The organism is Peribacillus sp. 05N428 (genome assembly GCF_056397085.1).
The window spans coordinates 40843-47451 of record NZ_JBFTMS010000034.1 but is presented as its reverse complement, the minus strand read 5'-3'; the positions used below and the strand labels follow the sequence as shown (position 1 = coordinate 47451).

5 protein-coding genes, 1 tRNA gene and 1 pseudogene are annotated in these 6609 nt (G+C 35.2%); 5 read left to right on the top strand and 2 right to left on the bottom strand.

All coding sequences use genetic code 11. From position 1 onward, the window contains the following. The 3 genes and pseudogenes from AC1DIV_RS23165 to AC1DIV_RS23155 all read left to right on the top strand — a co-directional run. A pseudogene (locus AC1DIV_RS23165) lies at positions 1-507 on the top strand (hypothetical protein); the annotation flags it as partial. Positions 508-792: 285 nt separating this feature from the next. Continuing rightward, positions 793-864: transfer RNA gene (locus AC1DIV_RS23160), tRNA-Val, on the top strand. Positions 865-1298: 434 nt separating this feature from the next. Next, entirely contained in the window at positions 1299-1715 is a 417-nt protein-coding gene (locus tag AC1DIV_RS23155; RefSeq protein WP_054397148.1) for a hypothetical protein, read from the top strand. Positions 1716-2483: 768 nt separating this feature from the next. Here the strand turns inward: AC1DIV_RS23155 and AC1DIV_RS23150 are convergent. Next, positions 2484-3620: a site-2 protease family protein gene (locus tag AC1DIV_RS23150; RefSeq protein ID WP_323599144.1), complete on the bottom strand. Its 1137-nt coding sequence runs from the start codon at positions 3618-3620 to the stop codon at positions 2484-2486. A 618-nt stretch (positions 3621-4238) separates the two neighbouring features. Here AC1DIV_RS23150 and truA point away from each other — a divergent pair. Both truA and AC1DIV_RS23140 read left to right on the top strand, forming a co-directional pair. Further along, the gene (gene truA / locus AC1DIV_RS23145) at positions 4239-4976 is read left to right on the top strand and encodes a tRNA pseudouridine(38-40) synthase TruA (RefSeq protein WP_340875340.1); all 738 of its coding nucleotides are present in this window, start codon (positions 4239-4241) and stop codon (positions 4974-4976) included. Positions 4977-5086: 110 nt separating this feature from the next. After that, entirely contained in the window at positions 5087-5611 is a 525-nt protein-coding gene (locus AC1DIV_RS23140) for a type 1 glutamine amidotransferase domain-containing protein (protein WP_340875342.1), read from the top strand. Between the two features lie 101 nt (positions 5612-5712). Here AC1DIV_RS23140 and AC1DIV_RS23135 read toward each other — a convergent pair whose 3' ends face one another. Then, complete coding sequence (locus AC1DIV_RS23135; RefSeq protein WP_340875345.1) at positions 5713-6405, bottom strand: DUF421 domain-containing protein; 693 nt, start codon at positions 6403-6405, stop codon at positions 5713-5715. Between the last annotated feature and the right edge of the window lie 204 nt (positions 6406-6609).

The window sequence follows — 6609 nt, the reverse complement described above, 5'->3', positions numbered from 1 at the left end:
GCAGCGTTAACTCCCTCTGTAAAAGTTTTATTCCAAACTGAACAGTTTGATTTAGCAGATGAATATAATCCGCACATATCAACATTTATTCCAACTAAGGATGGAATTTATGAGATAACAGCAAAAGTCTCGTTTTGTCCGTCAAAAAGGAAAAGCGATGATTCCTCAAAAAACAAAAAAGATAATTGCAAATGTGATTATTGCAGTAAAAATAGTTGCAACTGTGATTATTGCAGAAAACATCATTCTTCAAAAGACAAAAAAAAGAATTCTTCAAAAGAAGGATATGTCGCATCCATTTCCATTAACGTAAATGGAGATAATTTAGATATTGTTAATGACTTCTTGGAAAAATCAAGACCTATTGGACTATCGGTTACTACAATCCTTCAGTTACAAGCAGGAGATCGGGTACAAGTATTATTTAGCGCAGATGCAAACGGAGAAATTTTAGCAGAAGCATCTTTAACAAACTTTCAGGCTGCTAGATTCCCTTCTCCAATGTAAAGATCTTTCTGCTTTAGTCTTAGATTGAGTAAATGGACATCATATTTGTTAATTAAAGTTGAGTAAATGTATGATTAGGAGCCTTTGATTCTATTTCGAGAAATTTTTGGGGTAAGAACGAACTTTCAGGGATTAACTTCTAAGACCGCACTTTACGGAAAAAAACTTTTTTAGCAAAACTACTTGTTTTATTTTGAATACCACTATATAATAAATCTTGTTCAGAAAAGAAGTCAGCAACTAAGTAAGTTTTAAACCAAGCTCTAAAGAGCTTGATTTACATACGACTTGTTAGCTCAGTGGGAGAGCACTTCCTTGACAGGGAAGGGGTCGTGGGTTCGAATCCCTCACAGGTCATCAACTAACAAAGGCTTAAATCCTTGATATAACAAGGATTTGGGTCTTTTTTTTGTTTACACAGATATAGTTCATTATGTATTAATTACTTAATTGGTGGCGGATAGAGAAGGATTTGAACGTACTACAGGTCAATTATTTGTAATAATTAATATTTCAAGGAACTGTAGGTAAAGCCTTTTGCATATTCAGCTAACGATGGAGGTTAAAAACAAGACCGTATTTTTGGCTTTTCTTTAAAAGGTACATAATTATATTCTTCGGTAAAACCCACTTTACTATAATGTGTTGGATTACTCACTACCAAATACCATGCACGGGAATTTTTAAATGTGTGATTTTAATACCTCAACAGTTTATTATATTGATAAAGGATGAAGAATTTAATCTGCTACTATAATTTGGTAAGTCTTTAAAAGGGAAGTGATTGTTAAATGCTTTATATAAGCGATATCGAAAAGATAATTAATAACACATTAAATGAGCACAATTTGGATATTATTTATGAATTTGACAATAATCTAAGTGCACCTATGAGTTATAACGTATCGACCAATACTATAAAATTCAATTACCTTCAAGTTAACGGTTATAAAGGGAAAATTAGAATTAAAGAGACTGAGGAAGACTTTGTTAAAATTATTCTTTATCGTATGATTGGTTATTATTTAGATTTTAAGAAAAACAAACATGATTTAAGGATTTTAATGTATGGTCACGAAGAAGAAAAAGAAAAGCTGAAATCTGAAATAGAAACTAATGCTTGGGATTATGGGAGAACATTAATACCTGAACAACTATTGGAGTCATATGATAAAGTTCGTGAATTGGACAAAATGTTAATAAATTAATGTACTCTAAGAAAATGGAGACCCGACTTTAAACTAAAACAAGAAAAAGAAGCCTCCTTGGAGAATCTCTCTGGCTGAATTTTGAGTGAGAAATTAAACTGATATCCAATAAGACAAGACCCAGAGAAAGAGGAGTTGTCTTAGAAAGATTGATGAATAAACAAATAGAAAATCAAGTTCAAAGTTCGTGCTCGATTTTTAAGAGATATCGATTACTTGACATAAGAAATTCACTGGACTGAACATACTTCTGAAGAAAGGTTTTAATGAACAACATATACTAGATAAAGAGGAAAGAGATTATTGGTAAAGCGTCTCCAAAGAACGATTGCGTAGATAAGTATTATGACCTGCTCATCCAACGATTTGTTCATGGCAGTAACATAATTACGATGTTTTTATCCAACCAAACTTGAAGCAATTTAATCGAGAACAGTTTCTTGCTATATATGATGGTATTAATAGAAACCGTCAATGGTATGGGGATAGATTTGGATGCTTAGTGCTATCATTGTAATTTTGGTTTTATTAATATTTCCTTTTGTATATTTGATTTTAGGAACTGAGATATTTGGTGTTTAATTTTTGATAATCCTGATGATCTTTCTTCGATTAACAGGGGCTTTAGTTCTATAGGGTGTAATAAAAGAGAGTACAAGAAGTAGTCTCTTTTATTTATACATAATTAACATTAATGTTTCACAAGCCTAAATAAATGGACAGTCAAAGGGGGGAACTCATAAAGTGAGGTCCCCCTTTCATAATGTATTACGGTAATAAAGTTTTATATTGTTCCATTAAATCACCTGCATATAAGCTAGTTATCATTAAGAAAATGGCAAGCCCAATGTATAATGAGAACCAGATGACTTTTGTTTTGAGACTCGATGAGTAATAGGATTTCTCTTTATCCCTAATTTCAGTTTGTTCTTGCACTTCTTTAAAGAACTTTGCTGCTATTCGTTCATACGTGCCTATATTTTCAAAATCGGTCGGTCCGTTCTGGTATTCATTCGAATTAGCAGCATCCATTAAGGATCTATAAATACTTAATTTTACCTCGGTCAGCTGTTTTTCTTTTAGCTTATTATCATCAAATAGCGGGATATGCCAACTCTTCATGTTGTTAAACTTTTCATATTGTTGGCTTGATTCCATATTCCAAATATTAACCAGGCGAATTTTTTCTTCATCTGTTGCAGCTGCATATTGTTCTAGTTGCCTTAATCCAAATTGATTCAATTCAATGATGATGTCTCTTTGATTTCTGGTTGTCTCGCTACGAATTTCTTTCCACCACTTAGAAATACCCAATAATAAGAAAAGAATTAAGAATGGATTTGGATGGAGAAACAAATATACAACCATCCCGATAATCCCTACTACCCAAAGCTTTGTGGAGATGACTCCCACTATACGTCCTCCATCAAGAGGATGCACAGGCATTAGATTAAATAGGTTAATCATGGCTCCCAGTGTAATAACTAAAAGCCAAAATGGATTTTCCGTCATCATAAATAGGGGGATGGCTGGTAGAAATGCTAATGTACCTAATAAAGGACCACCGAAGGCAAGATAAGCTTCTTGGTTAGCATTCTTGGGTTCTTCTTTAAGGGCAATTAATGCTCCGACAAAAGGGATGAAAATGGCATTGGATGTTTTGATGCCTTTTCTCTTTGCAGCAAGTAAATGCCCCATTTCATGGATGTAAATTAGATAGACTAGGGCTACGGCAAATTTCCAACCGTAAACCAAGGCATACGCACCTAATGAAACGAAAATAGAAATCAGGGAACCTACTTTTGCTATTTTCAATAGCGCAAACAACCATTTCATTTTCCCCAGGAAAAATAACCCGATGGCCCCCAAACTTAACCATCCTTTTTTCGATATAGATTCTTTCAAAATGTACCTCCTAGAGTAAATGGGAAAACAGATGACCCCAGTGACACTATGTCTATCTGAGCTCCTTCTTGATTTATCATCTTGCTAATATCCTTATTATATCGTATTAGATCATACATTTCTTATCATATTAGTAATATTTTTCTAGAATATTAACTTTCAAGTATTACATTTTTTTATAATTAAGATAGAGTTCTGTCCTTAATATTTAGGGCCCTCACAGGTCATCAACTATCAAAGGCTCAAATCCTTGATATAACAAGGGTTTGGGTCTTTTTTATTTTTAATTTCCATTTATCATTCCTGTGTGTTTTTACGCAGTGCATAGAAACTGCATGTGAAGGTGAATCGTTCGTTGCATGACGCTAGCCACTTTGGTACACTATGCAGAAGTGCATTTCAGCTAGGATTTACTATCGCATGTAGATAAGATGCTATCGTCTTTACATAATTTGGTCTTTGTAAGCGATGGGGTGCTCCCGAACGAAATATGGTACAAAACTTTAACAATATAAATGTTTTTCTAGGAAGACCATCTGTCCCCTCATACAGCAGGAGTTGTATGGGGGCTTGTATTTTACTGAGAATTTTCTGTTTAGATGAAATAAGGAGGAAGCAATGAACAATTATAAATTGACCATTCAATATGATGGCGGGCGCTATAAAGGCTGGCAGCGGCTTGGTAATAGTGATGATACGATTCAAGGGAAAATAGAAAATGTATTAACGGAAATGGCAGGGGAAAAAATCGAGATCATCGGATGCAGCAGAACGGATGCCGGTGTTCATGCCCTTGCTCAAATCGCCAATTTTAAGATCGGTGAAAATCTGACTGAAGTTGAAATCATGAATTATTTGAATAGATATTTACCAAGAGATATCAGCATTGTCGAGGTTACGCTAGTCCCTGAACGTTTTCATGCCCGTTATAATGCTAAGGATAAAACCTATTTGTATAAAATCTGGAACGAGCCATATACAAATCCTTTCATGCGAAAGTACAGTATGCATGTAGAGGAAAAGCTGGATATCACTAGAATGAAAAAAGGATGTCAATATTTTGTAGGTGAACATGATTTCACTGCTTTTTCAAATGCAAAATCCAAGAAAAAATCCATGGTACGTGAAATATATTCCATTGATATAGAAGAAGATGCCGGTTTCATCGAAATTACAGTACGAGGCGATGGATTTCTTTATAATATGGTTAGAAAGATTGTCGGGACGTTGATAGAAGTTGGGTTGGGTGAAATAGATGCTGAAAATATACCAAGTATTATTGAGTCAAAAGAAAGAATCCAAACGGGCCGTATGGCGGAGGCAGCTGGGTTATACTTGGTAAAGGTTGATTTTTAGACCGGTTATTGATGCATGTGTTAATGCATGTAATGTGTACAGGCAGTAGAAAAAGGGAAGTAATAGGGAAGAATGGTAAAGCGGAAAGTACGAAAGAAGGAGAGATTTTCATGAGATTAGCAGGAAAGAAAATAATCAGTCTTGTGCACCATGATTTTGAAGATTTAGAACTCTGGTATCCGATTTTACGTTTAAAAGAAGAAGGGGCGATTGTTCATCTCGCCGGAGAAAAGGCGAATGAAACATACATTGGAAAATATGGTGTACCAGCCATATCTGATTATGAGTATGGCAGTATCAAAGCTGAAGAATATGATGCCATTCTTGTACCAGGCGGTTGGGCACCCGACAAAATTCGCCGGTTTCCTGAAGTGATAACGCTTATCCAAAGCATGGAAGAAAATAAAAAACCCATTGGGCAAATTTGTCACGCTGGTTGGGTGTTGATATCCGCGAAAATTTTACAGGGGAAGAATGTAACGAGTACACCTGGCATTAAAGATGATATGGAAAACGCAGGGGCAACTTGGATAGATGAGCCCGTCGTCGTAGATGGAAACCTTGTGTCAAGCAGACGTCCACCTGATCTGCCGGATTATTTAAGAGAATTGATAAACGTGATTGAAAAGGGTTAAATCCATAGTACGGTGAAAAAGTGGTTTTTCCTTCTGGAAAAACCACTTTTTCTATCCATACCCGAATTTATTTTTTAATGCTGATTTTGAAATGCTAAAGATCATACCCTTGATTGATCCTTAATCAAATCAATATACAAATTTCCTTTTGTCCCTACGACAGCATACGAGATATCAAAAACAGCAAGGTTTCTTTTTTTGAGCTCAGCCATCAGCCATTCGTCATTGTAGGTTTCTTTGGATAAGTTATCATATAAGATCTTCCCCTCATAGACCAGTTCAATCGGTACAGAACCTGCTGGGGGCAGTATTGGTAAATCCTGCTTGGTAGCATTTTGGTATTGTTCTTTTTTTAATACAGAGAGTGAGCCATTTATCTCTAAAATGGCACAATCAACTTCATCTATGTTGAAAATATCTTTTCCCCGCAAAGCCTGTTTAAGAGAATCCAGTGAATACCCCATCCGTTCCATTGACTCTTCGAGAATCCTTCCTTTTTGAATTAAAGTGGCAGGTTCTCCAGCAATCCATTTCCCGAAACGTGGATTTCGAACCGCTAGATGATTGAGCATGAAAACGATGGTACCCATAATAATGATTGCAATGATAAAATACAGGAATTTAATTTTAATATTGAATGCTAGATTTCCGGCAATTGTCCCCATCGTAATGGAAGCGATATAAAGGTGATAGGTCCTCTGGGCAATTGTTTGTTTACCGAGGAGTTGGACAAATATCCATAATAAAATAAAAGAGGTAAAGGTTCGAAAGATGATTTCAACAGATTCCGACATGGTGATTACTCCCTTACAAAACTCCCGACAGTTCATTTGTGATAGTATGTTCTTGTATCTTGCCGTTTATTCTGTAAAGGAAAATGAGGTAACCGTCTTTGATAAGGGAACCAGTATTACAATTGGTATATTTAATTTAACGGTTACGATAAACAACTTTTCTTATAAAACAGGCATTCATATAAGTGTAATATCAGGAAGCAA